This window comes from Bradyrhizobium sp. SPXBL-02, from assembly GCF_051853065.1.
In the GTDB taxonomy this organism is placed as follows: Bacteria; Pseudomonadota; Alphaproteobacteria; order Rhizobiales; family Xanthobacteraceae; genus Bradyrhizobium.
Genome location: NZ_CP182474.1, coordinates 6,821,579 through 6,841,501 on the forward strand (window position 1 = coordinate 6,821,579; position 19,923 = coordinate 6,841,501).

Below are 19,923 nucleotides of genomic sequence, written 5' to 3' on the forward strand. Positions count from 1 at the left end.
ATGTGGGCCCCGGCTCTGCAGCGCATCACTTCGTGCTGCGCAGCGTCCGGGGCAAGTCCTCGCCTACAACGCTCCGGCGCCGAACGTGTTGCAGGCCTGGACCGTGCCCTGCTGGTAGCCGGTCATGAACCATTGCTTGCGTTGCGCCGCCGAGCCGTGGGTGAAGGAGTCGGGCACGACGCGGCCGGTGGCCTGGCGCTGCAGCGTGTCGTCGCCGATCGCGCTCGCCGTGCTCAGCGCGGCCTCGATGTCGCCGGGCTCGAGGAAGTTCGGACGCTTCTTCGCCTCGCGGTTGACCCAGACGCCGGACAGGCAGTCGGCCTGCAACTCGACCTTGACCTGGAGCGCATTGGCCTCGGCCTTCGAGCCGACCTGCTGCTGCAGCCGCGTCACGCGCGGAATGATGCCGAGCAGGTTCTGGATGTGATGGCCGGCTTCATGCGCGATGATGTAGGCGGTGGTGAAATTGCACGCTGACTTGCCGGAGCAGCCGCGGAAGCGCGTCTCGACCTCGCGGAAAAAGCCGGTGTCGAGGAAGATGGTCCGGTCGGGCGGACAATAGAACGGCCCCATCGCCGATTGCGCCATGCCACAGCGCCCGCCATTGGTGGCGTTGCGGAACAGCACGATCTTCGGACCGGTATAGGTCTGGCCGCTGGCCTGGAAGATCTCGGTCCAGCGATCGTCGATCTCGCCGAGGATGCCGGAGATCATGCTGCCCATCTCGTCGGTCGGCGCGCCGCGCTTGCCGGAGGAGGCCTGGCGATCGGTCTGGTAGCTCGGCGCATGGCCGCCGCCGGTGAGGATCTCGGCGCCGCCGATCAGGATGCGGGGATCGATGCCGAAGGCGTAGCCGACCAGGCCGAGGATGATGATGGTGCCGATGCCGAGCCCGCCGCCGCCCATCGGCAGGCCGAACCCGCCTCCCCCGCCGCCAAAGCCGCCACCTTCGTCGCGACGATCCTCGATGTCGTCGCTGCGGCGGAAGTCATCGTAGCGCATGGCGGCCTTTCCTCTGGGGTCCCTGATTTAAGTTTCGACGGCGCACGGAAACGCGAAAGCTCAACGCGCCACATACGTAAAATTTCCGTTGCTTTTATCAATATCGTGGCCGGCAAAAATTGCCTAGTGCGACAGCCTGTCGACGCCAGCAAATTTTTCCGAGGGCCGAGCAGTTTTTTCCGAGAGAAATTTACGGCCTTTTTGCCGCCACGATCGATCCCGCGAGCCGCGCGAGCGCGAAATACACTGTAAAACAAGGCGAACGCACACGACAACTCATGCACGAAGGATGATGCGAGGACTGCTCACGAAAGCGGCGGGTTAAGTCGATTTTTACTTTGCCCCTTCAATGTAACGGTCAGTCGGTTGTTTGGTCCCGCGTCGCCGACAGCGTCGCCTGAGTCAGAGTTCTTGAGTCATGGTAGAGTCGCGTCGCGGGGCGTCTGCAAGGGCGCCCCGCACAAATTTTGAGTCCCCTTCGCATCGCATCATCCTCGGCGATTGCGTCGCCGAGATGTCGAAGCTCCAGGCAGCCAGTGTCGACCTGGTGTTTGCCGACCCCCCCTACAATCTGCAGCTCAAGGGCGATCTCAAGCGCCCCGACGAATCCCATGTCGATGCCGTCAACGACGACTGGGACAAGTTCGATTCGTTTGCCGCCTATGACGATTTCACCCGCGCCTGGCTGCTCGCCGCACGCCGCGCCATGAAGCCGTCGGCAACCATCTGGGTGATCGGCTCCTATCACAACATCTTCCGCGTCGGCGCCATCATGCAGGACCTCGGCTTCTGGCTGCTGAACGACATCGTCTGGCGCAAGACCAACCCGATGCCGAATTTCCGCGGCCGCCGCTTCACCAACGCGCACGAGACCATGATCTGGGCCGCGCGTGACGAAAAAGCCAAGGGCTACACGTTCAACTACGAGGCGCTGAAGGCCGCCAACGAGGACGTGCAGGCGCGGTCCGACTGGCTGATCCCGCTCTGCACCGGCGACGAGCGCCTCAAGGGCGCCGACGGCAAGAAAGTGCATCCGACGCAGAAGCCGGAAGGCCTGCTGGCGCGCGTGCTGCTGTCCTCGTCCAAGCCCGGCGATCTCGTGATCGATCCCTTCAACGGCACCGGCACCACCGGTGCGGTCGCCAAGCGCCTCGGCCGCTCCTATATCGGCTTCGAGCGCGACAAGACCTACGCCAAGGCCGCCGAGGCGCGGATCGCCAAGGTCGAGCCGCTGCCGGAAGAGAGCCTTGCCCCATTCATGACCGCGCGCGAGGCACCGCGCGTTGCGTTCTCCGAGCTGATCGAGCGCGGCATGATCATGCCCGGCACCAAATTGTTCGACGCCAAGAAGAAGCTAGGGGCGCTGGTGCGCGCCGACGGCGCCATCATGCTCGGCGACAAGGTCGGCTCGATCCACCGCATCGGCGCGGTGGCGCAAGGCGCGCAGGCCTGCAACGGCTGGACCTTCTGGCACGTCGAGACCAAGAAGGGCCTCAAGCTGATCGACGAGCTCCGCGCCGAGATCCGCGCCGGCATGGCGGCGGAGTAGTTTTCCGCCGTCGCCCGCCCGGGAATGACGGAGTGTTGATCAACGACGTGCTCATTCGGGACTAGGATCACCCTGTCCAAACGTTCTGACGGGCCGGCTCGCCATGCGACGACAGTCCGAGACATTGCTGCTGGTGCCGCTGCTGCCGATCTTCCTGATCGGCATGTTTCCGATGTTCCTGATCGCGCTGCTCGGATTTTTCGGCCTGGCGCTGTTCGGCGTGCTCGTGATCTGCGTCGGGCTCGCCAGCAGCAACGAGGCGCACGACAACTTCAACCAGGACGTCATCGTTCACGGCTATGCGCGCGGTTCGGAGCGCGCGGCGCGGGCCTCCGACATGCATCTCGCCGCCCGGCTCGGCCTGCGGCTAGAGGCCGTGGGCGCGGCCATGGTCATCGCGGCGGCAATCGGCCTCTGTTACGCCGCCTGATCTGCGTACCGTGCAGACACCGCCCGGCAAACTCGCCGGTTGCTCTCTCCGACGAGGTTCAGGCAAGACAGGCTCGCCCAACGATGCCGCCTTCGCGCGCGCCCATAGACACCGGGGAGATGCTTGATGCTCAAGTTCTATTTCAATGGATCACCTAACCCGACCAAGATCGCGCTCTATCTCGAAGAATCCGGCCTGCCTTTCGAGCCGGTGAAGATCGACACCCGCAAGGGCGAGCAGTTCACGCCGGAATTCCTCAAGATCAATCCGAACGGCAAGGTGCCGGCGATCGACGATGGCGGCACCATCGTGTTCGACTCGAACGCCATCCTGCTCTATCTCGCCGAGAAGACCGGCAAATTCCTCCCCTCCAACCGCGCCGAATTGCTGTCGTGGCTGATGTTCATCGCGAGCGGCGTCGGGCCCTTTTCCGGTCAGGCCGTGCACTTCAAGCATTTTGCACCGAAGGACCAGAACCACGACTACGCCCACAACCGCTATCAGTACGAGACCGACCGCCACTACAAGGTTCTCGACAGCCACCTGGAAGGCCGCCGCTACATTGTCGGCGACAGCTATTCGATCGTCGACATGGCGCTGTGGGGCTGGGCGCGGATGGTGCCGTTCAAGCTCGGCGACGACGCCTTTGCGCGATACCCGAACGTGAAGCGGCTGTTCGACGAGATCTCGGCGCGCCCGGCGGCGGCGCGCGCCATCGCCCTGAAGGACAAGTTCACCTTCAAGGCCGAAATGGACGACGAAGCGCGCGCCAACATGTTCAGGCACATGACGACCAAGGTGGCCTGATCGCGCCGCTTCAAGGCCACGCGCATGCGCGTGGCCTTTTGCGTTCGAGACTTCAGGCGGCGTGGACCGAGCTCAGGAACTTGGCGACTTCCTGCTTCAACCGGTTGCTGTCGGCCGAGAGCGAGCGCGCCGCCGACAGCACCTGCGAGGAGGCCGACCCGGTCTCGGAGGCGCCGCGCTGCACGTCGCCGATGTTGGACGAGACCAGCTGCGTGCCCTGGGCCGCCTGCTGGACATTGCGGGAGATCTCCTGCGTCGCCGCGCCCTGCTGCTCCACGGCCGCGGCGACCGTCGACGAGATCTCCGACAGCCGCTCGATGGTGCCGCTGATTTCCCGGATCGAGCCGACCGATTCCTCGGTCGCGGCCTGGATGCCGGAGACCTGCTGGGCGATCTCGCCGGTGGCCCTGGCCGTCTGCTCGGCGAGCGCCTTGACCTCGGTCGCGACCACAGCAAAGCCGCGGCCGGCCTCGCCCGCACGCGCCGCCTCGATCGTGGCGTTCAGCGCCAAGAGATTGGTCTGGCCGGCGATGGTGCTGATCAGCTCGACGACGTCACCGATCCGCGCGGCGGCCTTGGAGAGGGCGCCGACGCGCTCGTTGGTCCGGCTCGCCTGACCGACAGCCTCGGTGGCGATGCGGGCGGATTCCTGCACCTGGCGGGCGATCTCGGAGACCGAGGAGGAAAGCTCCTCGGTCGCCGAGGCGACCGCCTGCACATTGGCCGAGGCCTCCTGCGAGGCGCTGGCGACCTCCGTCGAGAGGTCCTGGGCCCGCGCGGCGGTCGTGGTCAACGTGCCTGCGGAGGCTTCGAGCTCGCTCGATGCCGACGACACCGTGTTGACGATCTCGCCGACCGCCTGCTCGAACTGATCGGCGAGCCTGGCCATGTCTTCCTTGCGGCTCTCGGCCTGCCGCGCCTCGAGCGCAGCCTGCTCGGCGCGCATGCGCTCGGTCTCGATCATGTTGTCCTTGAACACCTGGATCGCCTTGGCCATGTCGCCGATCTCGTCGGCCTTGCCGCGGCCGGGAATCTCGACCTCGAGATTGCCGCCGGCAAGCCGCCCCATCGCCTGCGTCATCGAGGTCAGCGGACCGACGATGCTGCGTGCGATCAGGACGGCGACGATGCCGCCGAACAGGATGGCGAGGATGCCTGCGATCTCCTGAACCGTCGTCGTTCCCGCAAGCACGGCTTCGGCATTGTTGCGCGAGTCCTGATAGTCCTTCTTCAAGGTCGTTTCCGCGCTCTTGAGCTTGCCGATGCTGTCGACGATGAGGGGCGCGAGGTTCTTGTGGTAGATCTCGTCGGCCTGAAGCATCGCGGCCGACGTCGCCTCGAACGCCGACTTGTAGAGGGCGAGCGAAGTCTTCACCGGCGCGAGCGCAGCTCGCAGCTCCGCCGCCTGCGGGCTCTTCTCGAGCGCCGCGAGCCGTTGCGCGGCCCTGTCGACGCTCGCCCTGAAGGTCGCAGGTCCCTGGGTATCGCGCAGCGCCAGAAAACGCCAGTTTGCGATCCTCACGAGCAGGATTCGGGATTCGAGATCGGCGACGAGGGAAGCGGTATCCTCATCGACGGCGGCGCGCGCCACGTCGACGAGCTTGCCCGTCTTCGTGGCCAGCTCCTCGCCGCTCGGCAGCAGCGTCGCCTTGCCCGTTCTCGTCTCGTTGACGGCGTCGCCGAGATTGTCACGCAGGCGTCGCATTTTGGCGATGTCGTCGATCAGGCCGTTGTAGAGCGCGCGCCGCTCCTCGGACAGCGTCCCCTGCGCGCCGACCCGCAGCAGCTCGGTCGCCGCGGTCTCCCGCTCCTGCGCCTCCTTCATCGCGGACTCGTTGGCGTCGTAGACGTAGCGCAAATTGGCGCGCTGAATCGCCTGCAGATGGGCCGATATTTCCAGCACCCGCGCCGTGCTGTCCGAGAGGGCGGATTGTCTTGCGACCTGATCCTGCACGTCCCGCAAATTCCAGACGGCAACCACCGCCATCACGAGACCGACCGCCACCAGGGCCATGAAGCCTGCGTACAGGCGTCCCCTGATCCGCAAACGAAATTTCGGCATTCCCACTGTCCACCCAGATGCATGTGAATTCGAGGGACCGAACGACTCCGGCGATCGTCACGGCCACTCCGGCAGCCGCACGCCGCGCCCTGGCGGCCTACGCTGCACCGCGACACAATGGGGGACACTTCTTAATTGAACCTTCAAATTCCTCGCGCGCGCGGTCTCGGCCCGCAGCAAATCTGCTGATTTTGTCGGCAGCTATGCAAAGCCGCATGCGAATGCGCCGGGCCATGCAGACCGATGCATGGCCAGCCGGCCAACCAGATCGTGCTCAAAGCCGTTCAGCTCGCCGCCCTCGCGGGAGCTTGCGGAAACGGGCCGAGCGCCTTCTCGGTCAGCACCGAGTCGCAGTACTCGCGGATCTCCTTGATCTTGCCGTCCTCCAGGCGAAACACCAGGCAATAGTCGTTGTCGTAGCGTGCGCCCTCGGGCGTGACGTTGTCGCCCTTGGCTTCCACGACGACGATGTCGCCATCGGCGATGAAGCGATGGGCGACGGTGCGCGTGCGGTCGCGCAGGCGCGTGCGGACATAGCCGTGCAGATCTTTGAGGATCGCCTCCTTGCCGGCAAAGGTGCGCGACCAGGAATATTGCCCGGTCACGACCCATTTGGCGTCGTCGGCGAGACTTGCGGTGAACAGGGCGCGGTCGCGCGCGGCGGGATCGGGATTGGCGGCCGCGGCAAAGATATCCTGCAGCAGTTTCTTGTTGGCGCTCGCGTTCATGGCGGCATTCTCCTCGTGGTGACAACGCGGAGATCATCGCCGGGCCGACGGCATTCTTCAAATCGATATGAAATATGATATCTATTCACCTCATGAATTTGCATTCGCTCGACCTCAACCTCTTGACCGCGCTCGACGCATTGCTGCGCGAGGCCAATGTCAGCCGCGCGGCCATGAGGATCGGCCTGTCCCAGCCGGCGACGAGCCACGCATTGCAGCGCCTGCGCGACATCTTCGGTGATCCGCTGCTGGTGCGCACGGGCGCACGAATGGAGCTGACGCTCCGGGCCCAGGCCCTGCGCGCACCGCTGGCGCAGGCGCTCGACCAGGTGCGCGGGCTGTTCGTGCCTGATGACTTCGACGCCGCGCGCAGCGAGCGGCAATTCCGCCTGATGATGCCGGATCTCGCGGTCGAGCTGTTGATGCCGCCGTTGATGGCGAACGTCACGCGCCTTGCCCCCAACGTCCGCATCGACGTGGTGCCGTGGCGGGGACCGGCAATCTTCCACGCCGAGTTCGCCCGCACCATCGACCTCGTGATCTCGATCGGCAATGCCTTCAAGGGCTTTCACCGGCAATTGCTCTATACCGACAGCGATGCGCTTGCGGTCCGGCGCGGCCACCCCCTGGCCGCGAAGCTGAAGCGGCGCGAGACCTTCCTCGCCGCGCGCCATGTCGGCGTCATCATCCGCGGGCAGCCGGAGGACTTGATCGACACTTGGCTGCGAGCCAAGGGCATCGAGCGGCACGTTTCGCTGGTGGTGTCAGGCTATCTCGAAGCGCTGCACGTCGCCGCGCGCACCGATCTCGTCGCCTTCGTGCCGCGCCGGCTGATCGCCGCGCTGTCGCAGCAGCTCGGCGTCGTCGCGGTGACGCCGCCGCTCGATCCTGGGATCGACGAGCAGTTCATGTTCCATCCGACGCGCGCGCAGATGGATCCCGGCTCGATCTGGCTGCGGCGGCTGATGCTGGAGACCGGGCGGGAGCTGGAGCAAGCCAGGCGGAAGCTCCCGTAGGGTGGGCAAAGCGGAGCGTGCCCACCACTTCTGTTGCAATCTTGGAAAGATGGTGGGCACGGCGCTCTGCGCCTTTGCCCACCCTACAAGAGCTACGACAGCCGCGCGTTCCTACGCCTTCTGCGCCGCCATCACCTTGCTCACCGCGGGACGATCGGTCATGCGCTTGAAGTGATCGGCGATCTTCGGCGTCGCATTGATGTCGACGCTGTCGCCTTCGAGCCAGGTCGAGAGCGTGTAGAGATAGGGATCGCAGACCGTGTATTGATCGCCCATCACCCAGGGGCCCCGAAACATCTTCTGCTCGATCAGCTTGAAGCAGGCGGCCATGGTCTTCGGTACCATCGCCTTCATGTCGGCGAACGAGCTCTCCTCCGTCGCCCAGCGCGCGCCGCGCATCTTGTGGGCGTGGTTGATGTGAACGGTCGAGCAGAGATAGGAGTTGAACGACTGCACCTGCGCGAAGTCGAAGGGATCGTCGAGCGGCGCGAGCTTCGCCTTGGGGAAGGTTTGCGCGAGATAGGCCAGCATCGCCGGCGTCTCGGTCAGCACGCCGCGGTCGGTGACCAGCGCCGGCACCCGGCCCTTCGGGTTGATGGCGAGATAGTCCGGGCTGTTCTGCTGGTTGTCCTTGAAGCTCAGCCGTTCGGCGGTGTAGTCGGCGCCGGCCTCTTCCAGGGTGATGTAGGTGGCGAGCGCGCAGGTGCCGGTGGCGTAGTAGAGCTTGAGCATGTCGGACCTCATGGGGAAAACCGGAGGTTAACGGTCCACCGCCGCGCCGTCCATAGGCGGCCTGTTCGCAGTTGCCCACGGCCGCCCGGCTGTGCGAAGACGCCGTCAATCGGAGGGGGATTTGTCATGACCGTACTCATCGCCGGTGGCGGCATCGGCGGGCTCACGCTTGCGCTCAGTCTGCATCAAATCGGCGTTCCCGTGAAAGTGTTCGAGAGCGTCGCGGAACTGAAGCCGCTCGGCGTCGGCATCAATGTGCTGCCGCATGCGGTGCGCGAGCTGATCGAGCTCGGCCTGCTGGACAGACTGGACGCCAGCGGCGTGCGGACGCGCGAGCTCGCCTATTTCTCCAAGCACGGCAAGCCGATCTGGAGCGAGCCGCGCGGCCTCGAGGCCGGATACAAATGGCCGCAATTCTCGATCCATCGCGGCACGCTCCAGCAGATCCTGCTCGACACCGCGGTCGATCGGCTCGGCCGTGACAACATCCTCACCAGCCATCATCTGACCGGCTGGAGCGAGACGGCGGGCGGCGTGCGCGCCGACTTCGTCGACAGGGCGACCGGCAAGGCCGCCGGCACGTACGAGGGCGCAATCCTGATCGCCGCCGACGGCATCCATTCCGCCGCGCGCGAAAAGCTCTATCCGAACGAAGGCCCACCGATCTGGAACGGCCGCATCCTCTGGCGCGGCGTCACGCCGGCAAAGGCCTTCCTCAGCGGCCGCACCATGATCATGGCCGGCCACGAGATCCTGAAATTCGTCTGCTATCCGATCTCGAAAGAACCGGATACGGCGAGCAACCACCTCATCAACTGGGTCGCCGAGCGGCACATGCCGCCGACCTATCAGTGGCGGCGCGAGGACTACAACCGCACCGCGCGGCTGGAAGAGTTCCTGCCCTGGTTCGAAAGCTGGACGTTCGACTGGCTCGACGTGCCCGCCCTGATCAGGAACTGCCCGCACGCCTATGAATATCCGCTGGTGGACCGCGATCCGGTGTCGCAATGGACCTTCGGCAAGGTCACGCTGATGGGCGATGCCGCGCATCCGATGTACCCGATCGGCTCGAACGGCGCCTCGCAAGCGATCCTCGACGCGCGCGTCATCACCCGCGAGATCCTGGCGCACGGCCCGACGCAGGCGGCACTGCTCGCCTATGAAGCCGAGCGGCGTCCCGCGACGACCGACCTCGTCCTGCTCAACCGCAAGAACGGCCCCGAGCAGGTGATGCAGCTGGTCGAGGAGCGCGCGCCTGATGGCTACAACGTGGTCACCGACGTCTTGTCGCAGCAGGAGCTGGAGGACATCGCCGCCAACTACAAGCGCGTCGCAGGCTTCCAGGTCGAGGCGCTGAATGCGAAGCCGCCGATCGTGAGCAAGGACGCACGCCTGAAGGCATGATACTCCAAAGAGCGAGATGCACGTTGATGCGCCCTCTCCCCTTGCGGGAGAGGGCCGCGGCGCTGGTCAACGCAGACTCACTCGGGTGAGGGGTTGTTTCCGCGAGTCCAACTCGCATTTGAATTCGCTGAGAGATACCCCTCATCCGGCGCTTCGCGCCACCTTCTCCCGCAAGGGGAGAAGGGAAGAGGCTCCCGCGGAGAATCTATTTACCGACCACCCTCGCCGCCTCCAGCAGGCGCTCGCTGGCGCTGGCCGTCGCCAGCACGGTGCCGTCCTCTGCCATCAGCTTGGCTTCCACGAAGGCGATGGTCTTGCCGAGCTGCGTCACCCTGGCTTCGCCGATGATCGGGCCGGGCTTTGCGGGGCTGAGAAAATTCACGGTCATGCTGATGGTGGTGGTGTAGAGCCGGCCCTCGCTCATCACCAGCACCGCCGGACCCATGGTGTCGTCGAGCATGGCCGAGAGCATGCCGCCCTGGATGAAGCCCGCGGGGTTGCAGAATTCCGGCTTGCCCTCGAAGGCGAGCTTGATCCAGCCCTCCTCGGGACGCGCATCGAGCAGGCGCCAGCCGAGCAGCTCGGCACATGGGGGCCTACGGAAGTTATCGAGCGCGGTCTTGACCATGCGATATCTCCTTTGCCCCCTGTTAGCGCAAGGCTGCTGACAGCCTGCTGTCAGCAGGATGGATCCTAGAGACCCAAACCATGCGCGATGACCTTGCGCATCACGTTCGGCAGCGCTTCGCCCGCTAACGTTGCGATCGGCACCCAGCGCATGCCCTCTGGCGCGCGGGTGCGGCCGTCCACCTTCGCCGTATAGACCACCAGCTCCAGCGGGAAATGCGTGAAGACATGGGTGACGACGCCCACCTTGCGCTGCCAGCGCGACAACCCCTTCAGCTCCGGCGCCTGCTGCTTCGCCGTCGCATCGTCCTGGCCGGCAAGCCAGTCCGAGCCCGGCACCTCCGTCATGCCGCCGAGCAGGCCCTTTTCGGGCCGCGAGCGGACGAGCAGCTCGTCGCCGCGCGTGACCACGAAAGCGGCGCCGCGCCTGAGCGTCCCGCTCTTCTTCGGCGCCTTGCGTGGGAACGTCTCCTGGGTGCCTTGCGCGCGCGCCGTGCAGTCCTCGTTCAACGGACACAGCGAGCAGGCCGGCTTCTTCGGCGTGCAGATCGAGGCGCCGAGATCCATCAGCGCCTGCGCACTGTCGCCGGCGCGAGAATCCGCCAGCAGCGTCGCGGCGAGTTGCTGGATGAGCGGCTTGGCTTGCGGCAGCTCCTCCTCGACGGCGAACAGACGCGACACCACGCGCTCGATATTGCCGTCGACCGGCATGGTGCGGCGGTCGAACGCGATTGCCGCGATTGCCGCCGCCGTATAGGGCCCGATCCCCGGCAGCGCGCGCAGCCCCTCCTCGGTATCCGGAAACACGCCGCCATGCTCGCGCGTCACGGCGATCGCGCAGGCATGGAGGTTGCGTGCGCGCGAATAATAGCCGAGCCCGGCCCACATCCGCAGCACGTCGTCCTGCGAGGCGCGTCCCAGCGCGGTGACGTCTGGCCAGCGCGCGACGAACTTTTCGAAATAGGGGCCGACCGCCTTCACCGTGGTCTGCTGGAGCATGATCTCGGACAGCCACACGCGGTAGGGATCGGACGCCTCGCCCGGCGCGGCGCGCCAGGGCAGTCGGCGCCGGTGACGGTCGTACCATTGCAGGAGCGCGACCGGGCGCGATGAGGTCTCCGGCTGAGAAGGTTCCGACTTCGGCTTGCGTACGGATCTGGGGCTCATTCCTCACTGTAACGGCAATGCACTGGCCTCTCCACGTCATGCCCGCGCTGGTCGCGGGCATCCACGTCTTTCTTCGCAGCAAGAACGTGGATGGCCGGGACAAGCCAGGACAAGCCCGGCCATGACGGGCCTCGGGGGTCTGTGGCCCGACGTCCAAAGTGCTATAAGGCCCCATGTCCAAATCCGGTCCCATCTTCAAGCCCGGCCCCATCAGCGCAAAACCGCTCGGGATCCTGCTCGACGACGTCTTCGCCGAGGCCTATGCCAAGCAGGGCTTTGCGGCGCGCGAGCTGGTGACGCGGTGGGCGCAGATTGCAGGTCCCGAGATCGCGGCCCATGCCGAGCCGCTCAAGATGCAATGGCCGCGGCCGGTCGAGGGGCAGCCGCAGGAGCCGGCAACGCTGGTGCTGCGGGTCGAGGGGCCGATGGCGCTGGAAATCCAGCACTCGGCCGACGTGATCCTGGAGCGGGTCAACCGCTTCTTCGGCTGGAGCGCGGTCGGCAAGCTCGCCTTCCGCCAGGCGCCGCTGTCGCGGCCGCAGGCCCGGAAGCGGCCCGGCCCGCCGGACCCCAAGGCCGTCGCCAAGGTGGCGGAGACCCTGACCGACATCGATGATGAAGAACTGAAGACGGCGCTGGCGCGTCTCGGGGCCGCCATCAAGCGAAATTGAGCCTCATTCCGCGGCCAAACTGGACCTGTCCGCAGCGCCCGCCATTGCCTCGAACGACGTTTCAAGCTAGCGACAGGCCGTCCGAGCCGGAACCTCGGGCGAACCTTGCCAATCCCGGGAGCCGACCTTGATCATCACCCGCCGCGCCTTCACCACGATGCTGTCGCTGACCGGGCTTGCCGCGTTCGCCGGGCTCTCGCCGCTGCGGTTCATCTCGGACGCGATGGCGCAGTCAGCCGCCGATGTGGCCAAGCCGGTGTCGCTGCCCGACATGGCGCTCGGCCCGAAGGACGCCGCCGTCACCATCACCGAATACGCCTCGATGACCTGCCCGCATTGCGCCGCCTTCAACGAGCAGGTGTTCCCGAAGATCAAGAAGGAATACATCGACACCGGCAAGGTGCGTTACATCTTCCGCGAGTTCCCGCTCGACATCAAAGCCGCCGCCGGCTCGATGCTGTCGCGCTGCATCGCCAAGGACGACGCGCCGAAATACTTCGCGGTCACCGACATGCTGTTTCGCCAGCAGAACGACTGGGTGACGAAGAACACCACCGAGACCTTGACGCGGATCGGCAAGCAGGCCGGCCTTACCCAGCAGCAGGTCGAAGCCTGTCTGAAGGATCAGGCGCTGCTCGACAAGATCGCCGCCGACCAGAAATACGCCAGCGACGTGCTCAAGGTGGACTCGACGCCGACCTTCTTCATCAACGGCGAGAAGATCAAGGGCGAAGCCTCGTTCGAGGAGTTCGCCAAGAAGATCAACCCGCTTCTGAAGAGCTGATTCGCTCGTCAAGATCCTGATTCGCATCTCGAAAGCCGTATCTTTCCCGGCATAAATCCCTTGGGAAAAGCGGCTTTCGCCGGTTGCCCTCGCGGCGCACCGCGGCCATTGTCCAGCCGCATGAGGCGCCTCGCGCGACTCGCCCGGATAGCGACATTGCCTTCCATGGTATTGTCCCGGCAGGGGGATTCGCGCCTGCCAACAGAGATGCGTGCTTATGAAAATCACCCGCCTGCGACTTCACGGCTTCAAGTCCTTCGTTGAGCCCACGGACTTCGTCATCGAGCCCGGCCTGACCGGCGTGGTCGGCCCCAACGGCTGCGGCAAGTCCAATCTCGTCGAAGCGCTGCGCTGGGCGATGGGCGAGACCTCCTACAAGTCGCTGCGCGCCGCCGACATGGACGCGGTGATCTTCGCCGGCTCCGGCAACCGTCCGGCGCGCAACCATGCCGAAGTGACGATGACGATCGACAATGCCGATCGCACCGCGCCGGCGGCGATGAACGACAGCCAGCTTCTGGAAATCTCCCGCCGCATCGAACGCGAGGCCGGCTCGGTCTACCGCATCAACGGCCGCGACGTGCGCGCCCGCGACGTGCAGATCCTGTTCGCCGATGCCGCCACCGGCGCGCGCTCGCCCGCACTCGTCCACCAGGGCAAGATCGGCGAGATCATCCAGGCCAAGCCCGAGCAGCGCCGCCGTGTGCTGGAAGACGCCGCCGGCGTCGCCGGCCTGCATGCCCGCCGTCACGAGGCCGAGCTGCGTCTGAAGGCCGCCGAAACCAACCTCACTCGCGTCGAGGACGTGATCGGCCAGCTCTCCGGCCAGATGGAAGGCCTGAAGAAGCAGGCCCGCCAGGCCGTGCGCTATCGCGAGGTCGCGGCCAAGGTCCGCAAGGCCGAGGCCACGCTGTTCCATCTGCGCTGGATCGGCGCCCATGCGGACGTCAACGAATCCGGCCAGACCCACGACCTCGCCGTGCGCGAGATGGCCGAGCGCACCCAGCACCAGGCCGAGGCCGCCCGCATCCAGGCGATCCGCGCCGCCGAAATGCCGGCGCTGCGCGAGGCCGAAGCGCGCGCCGCCGCCGGCCTGCAGCGCCTGACCAATGCCCGCGAGCAGCTCGACCGTGAGGAAGAGCGCGCCAAGGAGCGCGTCGCCGAGCTCGAGCGCCGCCTCGCCCAGTTCGAGGGCGACATCTCGCGCGCCCAGCAGCAGACCATGGATGCCGACGTCGCGCTGCAGCGGCTCGATGCGGAAGACGCGGAGCTGAAGGAAGAGATCAAGTCGCGCGTCGAGAAGCGCTCCGGCGTCGACGAGCGCGTCGCCGAAGCCGAGGCGGTGCTGACCGAGACCGAGCAGCGCTTCGCCGAGCTCACCACCGCGCTCGCCGACCTCACTGCCAAGCGCAACCAGCTCGAAGCCAACGTCCGCACCCACCGCGACAAGCTCGCCCGTCTCGACCAGGAGATCGCCAACGTCACCGCGGAAGAGCAGAAGCTTGCCGCCGAGACCGGCGGCTTCGGCGATCTCGACGAGCTGACCGCGACGGTCGAGACCGCGGAGCAGACGCTGGCCGCGTCCGAAGCTGCGGCGCAGGCGAGCGAAGCTGCGCATGTCGCGGCACGCCAGACGCTGGAATCATCGCGCTCGCCGCTGGTCGAAGCGGACAAACGCGTGCAGCGGCTCGAGACCGAGGCGCGCACGATCTCCAAGATCGTCAACGGCGAGACCAAGAATCTGTGGCCGCCGATCATCGACGGCATCACCGTCGACAAGGGCTTTGAAAAAGCGATCGGCGCTGCGCTCGGCGACGATCTCGATGCGCCGATCGACCCGTCGGCGCCGATGCGCTGGACCAATGTCGGACACACCGAGGGCGATCCGGAGCTGCCCGAAGGCGCCGTTCCGCTCTCCAACCATGTGCAGGCGCCGGCCGAGCTGGCGCGCCGCCTGGCGCAGATCGGCGTCGTCCCGCGCGAGCGCGGTGCCGAGCTGGTGTCGCAGCTCAAGACCGGCCAGCGGCTGGTCTCGGCTGAGGGCGACGTCTGGCGCTGGGACGGCTTCGTCGCCGCCGCGCATGCGCCGACCGGCGCTGCACGACGCCTTGCCGAGCGTGCCCGTCTCGTCGACATCGAGAACGAGCTGGAGCAGGCTCGCATCGACGCGCAGATCAAGCGTCAGGCGCTTGAGAACGCCGAGTCCGAGCTGCAGATGGCGGCGAGCACCGAAGGCGCCAGCCGCGAAGCCTGGCGCGCCGCGCAGCGCGAGCTGAACGTCGCGCGCGAGCGTCACGCCAATGCCGAGCGCGAGATCAGCCGCCATGCCGCGCGCAAGGCGACGCTGTCGGAAGCGCACAGCCGTCTCGCCGCCGACCGCGCCGAAGCCGAGGCCGCCTACGAATATGCCGAGGCCGGCATCGGCGAGCTGCCGTCGAGCGAGGACACCGAGACCCAGCTCGCCGCGGTCCGCAGCGACATCGAAGGCCGCCGCCGCATGGCCGCCCAGGTCCGCGCCGAGGCGCAGGCGCTGGCACGCGAAGCCGAGCTCGCCGACCGCCGCGTGCAGGCGATCCTCGCCGAACGCACCGAGTGGCAGAACCGCAAGGAGAGCGCGGCCTCCCACATCGACACCATCCAGGCCCGTATCGCCGAGCTCACCATCGAGCGCAGCGAGCTCGAGAACGCCCCCGCCGTGTTCGCCGAGAAGCGCAGCGCGCTGATCACCGAGATCGAATACGCCGAGAACGACCGCCGCATGGCCGCCGACGCGCTCGCCACCGCTGAAACCGCAATGGCCGAGACCGACCGTGTCGCCAAGCTGACGCTGGAGGCCTTGTCGAGTGCCCGCGAGGCCACCGCCCGCGCCGAGGAGCGCATGGAAGGCGCCCGCCGCCGGCTGGAGGACATCGAGCGCGAGATCCGCGACATGCTTGAGGTCGAGCCGCAGGCCGTCGCCGGCCTTGCCGAGATCGAGCCCGGCGCCGAGCTGCCGCCGCTGCACGAGATCGAGGAAGACCTCGAAAAGATGCGCCGCGACCGCGAGCGGCTCGGTGCCGTCAACCTGCGCGCCGAGGAAGAGCTGCGCGAGGTCGAGACCCAGCACACCGGCCTCGTCACCGAGCGCGACGACCTGGTCGAAGCCATCAAGCGGCTGCGCCAGGGCATCCAGAGCCTCAACAAGGAAGCCCGCGAGCGGCTCCTGACCTCGTTCGACGTCGTCAACAACCACTTCAAGCGCCTGTTCGTCGAGCTGTTCGGCGGCGGCGAGGCCGCGCTGCACCTGATCGAGAGCGACGACCCGCTGGAAGCCGGCCTCGAAATCATCGCCAAGCCGCCGGGCAAGAAGCCGCAGACGCTGTCGCTGCTGTCGGGCGGCGAGCAGGCGCTGACCGCGATGGCGCTGATCTTCGCGGTGTTCTTGACCAACCCTTCGCCGATCTGCGTGCTGGACGAAGTCGACGCGCCGCTCGACGACCACAACGTCGAACGCTACTGCAACCTGCTGCACGAGATGACCGGCTCGACCGACACGCGCTTCATCATCATCACGCACAACCCGATCACGATGGCGCGGATGAACCGGCTGTTCGGCGTCACCATGGCCGAGCGCGGCGTCTCGCAACTGGTGTCGGTGAGCCTCGCCGAGGCGGTGGACATTCTCGACCAGAACGTGGCGTGAGTCCGCAGTCGCGCCACACCCATTGCGTCATCATCCGCCTTGTGCGCAAATTGCGCACTGGAGCGGACTGATCCAGTACGCCTTCTCGGTTGACGGCACTGTCTCGGAGTACTGGATGCCCCGCCTGCGCTGGGCATGACCGCGGATGATGATCGCCCCCACCCTCCCCGCTGAACTGAAGGCCGCGCTCGACGGCAAGCTCCAGGGCTTCTCCCGCAGCGACGCGGCACAGCGCTCGCAGAAGATCTCGACCGCCTATCGCGCCGGCGGCGGCTCCGGTACGATCAAGTCCGAAGCCGATGCGCTCGCTTATGCGCTGGCGCGCATGCCCGCGACCTACGCGGCGGTGGCGGCCAGCCTCAATGCGCTCACTGAGATCGCGCCTGATCTCGCCCCCGAGACATTGCTCGACGTCGGCGCCGGCCCGGGAACGGCCAGCTGGGCTGCCGCAGAGGCGTTTCCATCGCTGCAGGACTTCACGCTGCTCGACGCCAATGCGACGCTCAGCCGGCTCGCGCTCGAACTCGCACGCGACAGCACCCGCCTCGCGGACTGCCGCTATCTGCCCGGCGATGCCAACGGCAATCTTGCTGAAGTCTCGCAAGCCGATCTCGTCATCGCCAGCTACGTCATCAATGAGCTCGGCGAGGATGATCAGCGCAAGCTCGCGGAAGCGATGTGGGCCAAAGCGCGCCACGCGCTGGTGGTGATCGAGCCCGGCACGCCCGCCGGCTATGCCCGCATCCTCGCGCTGCGCCAGCAGTTGATCGCGGCTGGCGCCTTCGTCGCCGCGCCATGCCCGCACGAAAGGCCCTGCCCGCTCATCGCCCCCGACTGGTGCCATTTCAGCCAGCGCCTGCCGCGGTCGCAGGCGCACCGCCAGATCAAGGGCGCCGAGGTGCCGTTCGAGGACGAGCGCTTCATCTACGTCGCACTGACCCGCACGCCTCCGGCCATGCGCGCCGCGCGCGTGCTAGCGCCGCCGGACATCGGCAAGGCGGAGATCACGGCCAAGCTCTGCACGGAGGCTGGGGTTGCGCCGGCAAAAGTCCCGCGGCGCGACAAGGCGGCCTATGCCGACGCGCGGCGCTGGCGCTGGGGCGATGCCGTCATGTCCGAAAGTTAATTTCGCCGGCCGGGCCTGCCTTGAACTCGGGCCGTTCCTGATCCGACCAAGTCTTACCTTCCCTCCGCGCCGGGCTCTCATCCTGCGTCAATTTGGTCTACCCTAGCGCCCGCCTTCTTCCCTCTTCAGGAGTTCTTCATGTCGACCGGCTGGATCGTTCTCGGCGTCATCGTCGTCCTCGTGCTGTTCGCCTTCAGCGCCTACAACCGCCTGGTGGCGCTGAGCCAGCGCGTCGGCCAGGCCTTTGCCGACATCGACGTGCAGCTCAAGCAGCGCCACGACCTGGTCCCAAACCTGGTCGAGACCGTGAAGGGCTATGCCTCGCATGAGCGCGGCACGCTCGACGACGTCATCAAGGCGCGCAACTCGGCGATGTCGGCGCAGGGCCCGGCGCAGGTGTCCGCGGCCGAGACCCAGCTCTCCGGCGCGCTCGGCCGGCTGATCGCGCTGTCGGAAGCCTATCCGGACCTCAAGGCCAACGCCAATTTCCAGCAGCTCGCATCCGAGCTCTCCGACCTCGAGAACAAGATCGCAGCCAGCCGCCGCTTCTTCAACAACGCAGTCCAGGAATACAACACCGGCATCCAGCAGATGCCCGCAGCTCTGTTCGCCGGCATGTTCGGCTTCACCAGGAAGGACTTCTTCGATCTCGGCGCCAGCCGCACCGAGGTCGAGGCGGCGCCGCAGGTGAAGTTCTGATTTGAGCCGATAGGCCAGCAGGGCATCGCGTCATGGCCGCGTATGGTCTCTACACGCACATCGCCTCGAACAAGTTTCGTTCGATGCTGCTGCTCGCCGGTCTCTTCGCGCTGGTCTACGTGCTGGTCTATGCCGGCGCGCTGGTGGCCGAGGTCGTCATCAACGGCAACGGCACGGTCGCCTATTATCTGACCCGGGCCTTCGCCGACCTGCTGAAGGCCGCGCCCTTCGCGACCGTTGCGGCGATCGGCTGGGTCGCGATCGCCTATTTCTTCCACCAGTCGATGATCGACGCCGTGACCGGCGGCCACGCCGTCACCCGGCAGGAGGAACCGCGGCTCTACAATCTGCTGGAAAACCTCTGCATCTCGCGCGGCATCACCATGCCGAAGCTGAAGATCATGGAGAGCCCGGCGCTGAACGCGTTCGCCACCGGTCTCAATCCGCGGCAATATTCCATCACGGTCACCACGGGTCTCCTCGATGCGCTCAACGACAAGGAGATCGAAGCGGTGCTGGGCCACGAGCTGACCCACATCAAGAACGGCGACGTGCAGCTCATGGTGGTCGCCGTCATCATCGCCGGCGTGGTCGGCTTCTTCGGCGAATTGTTCTTCCGTCTGTTCACGAATCTGAACTGGAGCTCCGGTTCCGGCGGCTCCTGGTCCTCGGGCTCCTCCTCGTCCTCGCGGTCGTCCTCGTCCTCGAGCGACAGCAAGAGCTCCGGGGGCGGTGCGATCATCGTCATCATCATCGCCATCGTGCTGATCGTGCTGGCCTGGCTGCTGTCGCAGGTGGTGAAGCTCGCGCTGTCGCGGTCACGCGAATATCTCGCCGACGCCGGCTCGGTCGAGCTGACCAAAGATCCGGATGCCATGATCTCGGCGCTGCGCAAGATCGAGAATCGCGGCGAGCTGCCGGGCGCGACCTCGGCGGTGATGGAGCTCTGCGTCGACAATCCGCGCGAGGGCTTTGCCGATCTGTTCGCGACCCACCCGTCCGTGCAGTCCCGGGTCGACGCCCTGGTCAAGTTCGCCGGCGGCCATGACCCCGGTCCGCTGCCGGACCCCACCGAAGAGACGGAACAGCCCGAGACCGAACAGGCCGAGGCGCAGGACGGTCCGCCGCCGCTCTCGCACGGGCCGTGGGGCGATGGCGCCGCTCCCGCCAATCCGCCGCCCGTTCCCGCGCCCAGCCCCTCTGGAGCCCCGGCAGCCAATCCGATGGGACCGTGGGGCCGTCACTGATGACGTGATTTGCCGCTTCATGCGGCAGGTTTCCCGGCAATCGGGAATATCCTCGGGAATTGCCGTGACTGGAGCGCAAGGAATTGAATTCTCCCTTGTTTCTGCCATGTTCGCGCCCAACAGCAGACTCGGGACGTCTTTTCGGACATCGATTTGGGGCCCGGCCGATTGCGACCTCGCGATCGGGGGC

Annotated in this window: 17 protein-coding genes; 11 read left to right on the forward strand and 6 right to left on the reverse strand. The window is 66.4% G+C overall.

Features of this window, described 5'->3' with window-relative positions:
- Window positions 1-63 precede the first annotated feature (63 nt).
- Complete coding sequence (ypfJ, locus tag ACNJYD_RS31715; RefSeq protein ID WP_212259078.1) at window positions 64-1,002, reverse strand: KPN_02809 family neutral zinc metallopeptidase; 939 nt, start codon at window positions 1,000-1,002, stop codon at window positions 64-66.
- Window positions 1,003-1,420: 418 nt separating this feature from the next.
- Between ypfJ and ACNJYD_RS31720 the strand changes: the two genes are divergently transcribed.
- The 3 genes from ACNJYD_RS31720 (at window position 1,421) to ACNJYD_RS31730 (ending at window position 3,788) form a co-directional block, all read left to right on the forward strand.
- Window positions 1,421-2,551, forward strand: a complete 1,131-nt coding sequence (locus tag ACNJYD_RS31720) for a site-specific DNA-methyltransferase (protein WP_172785940.1) — start codon at window positions 1,421-1,423, stop codon at window positions 2,549-2,551.
- A gap of 103 nt (window positions 2,552-2,654) precedes the next feature.
- On the forward strand, window positions 2,655-2,981 hold the full coding sequence (locus ACNJYD_RS31725) for a hypothetical protein (protein WP_212259077.1): 327 nt from the start codon (window positions 2,655-2,657) through the stop codon (window positions 2,979-2,981).
- A 126-nt stretch (window positions 2,982-3,107) separates the two neighbouring features.
- Window positions 3,108-3,788: a glutathione S-transferase family protein gene (locus ACNJYD_RS31730; protein ID WP_212259076.1), complete on the forward strand. Its 681-nt coding sequence runs from the start codon at window positions 3,108-3,110 to the stop codon at window positions 3,786-3,788.
- Between the two features lie 52 nt (window positions 3,789-3,840).
- Here the strand turns inward: ACNJYD_RS31730 and ACNJYD_RS31735 are convergent, their stop codons facing one another.
- Window positions 3,841-5,850, reverse strand: coding sequence for a HAMP domain-containing methyl-accepting chemotaxis protein (locus ACNJYD_RS31735; RefSeq protein WP_212259075.1), 2,010 nt, complete (start codon window positions 5,848-5,850; stop codon window positions 3,841-3,843).
- Between the two features lie 284 nt (window positions 5,851-6,134).
- A complete protein-coding gene (locus ACNJYD_RS31740) occupies window positions 6,135-6,578 on the reverse strand; it encodes a nuclear transport factor 2 family protein (RefSeq protein ID WP_212259074.1) in 444 nt (147 codons plus the stop codon).
- A 92-nt stretch (window positions 6,579-6,670) separates the two neighbouring features.
- On the opposite strand from ACNJYD_RS31740, the gene ACNJYD_RS31745 reads away from it, so the two are divergent.
- Window positions 6,671-7,594, forward strand: coding sequence for a LysR family transcriptional regulator (locus tag ACNJYD_RS31745; protein WP_212259073.1), 924 nt, complete (start codon window positions 6,671-6,673; stop codon window positions 7,592-7,594).
- A gap of 111 nt (window positions 7,595-7,705) precedes the next feature.
- On the opposite strand, the gene ACNJYD_RS31750 is transcribed toward ACNJYD_RS31745, so the two are convergent.
- Complete coding sequence (locus ACNJYD_RS31750) at window positions 7,706-8,326, reverse strand: glutathione S-transferase family protein (protein ID WP_212259146.1); 621 nt, start codon at window positions 8,324-8,326, stop codon at window positions 7,706-7,708.
- 126 nt (window positions 8,327-8,452) lie between these two features.
- On the opposite strand from ACNJYD_RS31750, the gene ACNJYD_RS31755 reads away from it, so the two are divergent.
- Window positions 8,453-9,730, forward strand: a complete 1,278-nt coding sequence (locus ACNJYD_RS31755; protein ID WP_439364331.1) for a flavin-dependent oxidoreductase — start codon at window positions 8,453-8,455, stop codon at window positions 9,728-9,730.
- Window positions 9,731-9,935: 205 nt separating this feature from the next.
- Here the strand turns inward: ACNJYD_RS31755 and ACNJYD_RS31760 are convergent, their stop codons facing one another.
- Entirely contained in the window at window positions 9,936-10,358 is a 423-nt protein-coding gene (locus tag ACNJYD_RS31760; protein ID WP_212259071.1) for a PaaI family thioesterase, read from the reverse strand.
- A 65-nt stretch (window positions 10,359-10,423) separates the two neighbouring features.
- Window positions 10,424-11,524 carry an A/G-specific adenine glycosylase gene (gene mutY / locus ACNJYD_RS31765; RefSeq protein ID WP_212259070.1) on the reverse strand — a complete coding sequence of 367 codons (1,101 nt, stop codon included), beginning with the start codon at window positions 11,522-11,524 and terminating at the stop codon, window positions 10,424-10,426.
- A gap of 173 nt (window positions 11,525-11,697) precedes the next feature.
- On the opposite strand from mutY, the gene ACNJYD_RS31770 reads away from it, so the two are divergent.
- The 6 genes from ACNJYD_RS31770 (at window position 11,698) to ACNJYD_RS31795 (ending at window position 19,733) form a co-directional block, all read left to right on the forward strand.
- Window positions 11,698-12,195: a DUF721 domain-containing protein gene (locus ACNJYD_RS31770; protein WP_212259069.1), complete on the forward strand. Its 498-nt coding sequence runs from the start codon at window positions 11,698-11,700 to the stop codon at window positions 12,193-12,195.
- Window positions 12,196-12,322: 127 nt separating this feature from the next.
- On the forward strand, window positions 12,323-12,979 hold the full coding sequence (locus ACNJYD_RS31775) for a DsbA family protein (protein WP_212259068.1): 657 nt from the start codon (window positions 12,323-12,325) through the stop codon (window positions 12,977-12,979).
- A gap of 217 nt (window positions 12,980-13,196) precedes the next feature.
- The gene (gene smc, locus ACNJYD_RS31780; RefSeq protein ID WP_212259067.1) at window positions 13,197-16,661 is read left to right on the forward strand and encodes a chromosome segregation protein SMC; all 3,465 of its coding nucleotides are present in this window, start codon (window positions 13,197-13,199) and stop codon (window positions 16,659-16,661) included.
- A 145-nt stretch (window positions 16,662-16,806) separates the two neighbouring features.
- Entirely contained in the window at window positions 16,807-17,787 is a 981-nt protein-coding gene (locus ACNJYD_RS31785; RefSeq protein WP_212259066.1) for a small ribosomal subunit Rsm22 family protein, read from the forward strand.
- A gap of 138 nt (window positions 17,788-17,925) precedes the next feature.
- Window positions 17,926-18,486, forward strand: coding sequence for a LemA family protein (locus tag ACNJYD_RS31790; RefSeq protein ID WP_212259065.1), 561 nt, complete (start codon window positions 17,926-17,928; stop codon window positions 18,484-18,486).
- Between the two features lie 32 nt (window positions 18,487-18,518).
- Window positions 18,519-19,733, forward strand: coding sequence for a M48 family metallopeptidase (locus ACNJYD_RS31795; RefSeq protein ID WP_212259064.1), 1,215 nt, complete (start codon window positions 18,519-18,521; stop codon window positions 19,731-19,733).
- Window positions 19,734-19,923: the final 190 nt, after the last annotated feature.